This window comes from Actinomadura logoneensis (assembly GCF_003428695.1).
GTDB lineage: Bacteria > Actinomycetota > Actinomycetes > Streptosporangiales > Streptosporangiaceae > Spirillospora > Spirillospora logoneensis.
Window position 1 is genome coordinate 1 of sequence record NZ_QURH01000565.1, and the last position, 1,677, is coordinate 1,677.

2 protein-coding genes are annotated in these 1,677 nt (G+C 76.3%); both read left to right on the forward strand.

The window, feature by feature from the left end:
- Positions 1-142: 142 nt before the first annotated feature.
- On the forward strand, positions 143-832 hold the full coding sequence (gene rpe, locus DZF91_RS24195; RefSeq protein WP_117359589.1) for a ribulose-phosphate 3-epimerase: 690 nt from the start codon (positions 143-145) through the stop codon (positions 830-832).
- The gene (locus DZF91_RS24200) at positions 832-1,476 is read left to right on the forward strand and encodes an HAD-IA family hydrolase (RefSeq protein WP_117359590.1); all 645 of its coding nucleotides are present in this window, start codon (positions 832-834) and stop codon (positions 1,474-1,476) included. Before rpe ends, DZF91_RS24200 begins: the two co-directional genes overlap by 1 nt.
- Positions 1,477-1,677: the final 201 nt, after the last annotated feature.

Below are 1,677 nucleotides of genomic sequence, written 5' to 3' on the forward strand. Positions count from 1 at the left end.
CGCTCCCCGCCCCCGGGCGCGCCGGACCCCGCCTCCCCGCCGCACCGGACTCCCGCGTCCGCGCCGCACCGGACGCCCGCGTCCGGGTACGCCCGGCCCTGCCGCCGCGTCGGGGGGCGGGGACTCCTAAGCTGGGGGCATCATGGCTCCGCAGATCTCTCCCAGCATCCTGTCCGCCGACTTCGCCGCCCTGGGCCGCGAGGTCGAGCGGATCGCCGACGACGCCGACTGGGTGCACGTCGACGTGATGGACAACCACTTCGTCCCCAACCTGACCCTCGGGCTGCCGATCGTCGAGGCGCTGCTCAAGACGAGCCGCCTGCCGCTCGACTGCCACCTGATGATCGAGGACCCGGACCGCTGGGCCCCGCAGTACGCCGAGGCCGGGGCGAAGAGCGTCACGATCCACGCGGAGGCCGCGTCCGCGCCGATCCGCACCCTGCGCGCGATCCGCTCCGCGGGCGCGCGCGCCGGGCTCGGGGTGAACCCGGCGACGCCGGTCGACGGGTTCGAGGACATCCTCGGCGAGATCGACATGCTGCTGCTGATGACGGTCGAGCCCGGGTTCGGCGGGCAGCGGTTCCTCGACGTGGTGCTGCCGAAGGTCCGCCGCGCCCGCGACCTGATCAAGGGCCGCGACCTGGACGTCTGGCTCCAGGTGGACGGCGGTGTGAGCGCCGAGACGATCGAGCGGTGCGCCGAGGCGGGCGCGGACGTGTTCGTCGCGGGCAGCTCCGTCTACGGCGCCGACGACCCGGCCGAGGCGATCCGCGCACTGCGCGCCCAGGCCGAGAAGGCCACCGCCGCCGCCCCCTGGTCCGCCGCGCGCTGATGGTCGTCCTTCCGTGCTCGGCCGTCCTGTTCGACGTGGACGGCACGCTCGTGGACTCCACCCCGCTGGTCGAGGCCGCCGCGCGGGAGTGGGCGGCCGAGTACGGCGTGGACGCCGACGACTACCTGGCCGGGGCGCACGGCCGCCGCACGTCCGACCGGATCGCCGAGTTCCTGCCCGCCGAGCGGGTCGCGGAGGCGACGGCGCGGCTGGACGCGCTGGAGGCGTCCCGCACCGACGGCATCACCGCGCTGCCGGACGCCGTCCGCCTGCTGGACTCGCTCGACGGCCTGCCCTGGGCCCTCGTCACCTCCATGGACCTCGGCCAGCTCAGGACCCGGACGGGCGTCGCGGGCGTCCCGCTGCCGCCGGTCGTGGTGACCGCCGAACGCGTCCGCGCGGGCAAGCCCGACCCGCAGGGCTACCTGCTGGCCGCGCGTGAGCTGGGCGCCGACCCGTCCGCGTGCGTGGTCGTCGAGGACGCGCCCGCCGGAATCCGCGCCGGACGCGCCGCCGGGGCGACCGTCGTGGCCGTCACGACCAGCCACGACGCGTCCGAGCTGGGCGAGGCCCACTGGATCGTCCCCGACCTGACCCACATCACCGCCACCCCCGCGGGCCTCACCCTGACCACCACGCTCTAAGTCCGGGGGAGGGTAAGGCTGGGTATACCCCCGGGACGGTGGCCAGGCCCCTCGAAGCGGCGGCGTCCGGCCCGTAGCGTCCCGGGCATGAGCGATCATCCCCTTCCGGACCCCGCCCTCAGCCGCCGCAGCGTGCTCGGCGGCGCCGTCGCGCTCGGCGCCGGGGGCGTCCTCGCCACCGGCGGCCCCGCCCACGCGGCC

Coding starts and splice junctions, on each gene's coding strand:
- rpe (WP_117359589.1), top strand. CDS start 143: ATGGCTCCGCAGATCTCTCCCAGCATCCTGTCCGCCGACTTCGCCGCC.
- DZF91_RS24200 (WP_117359590.1), top strand. CDS start 832: ATGGTCGTCCTTCCGTGCTCGGCCGTCCTGTTCGACGTGGACGGCACG.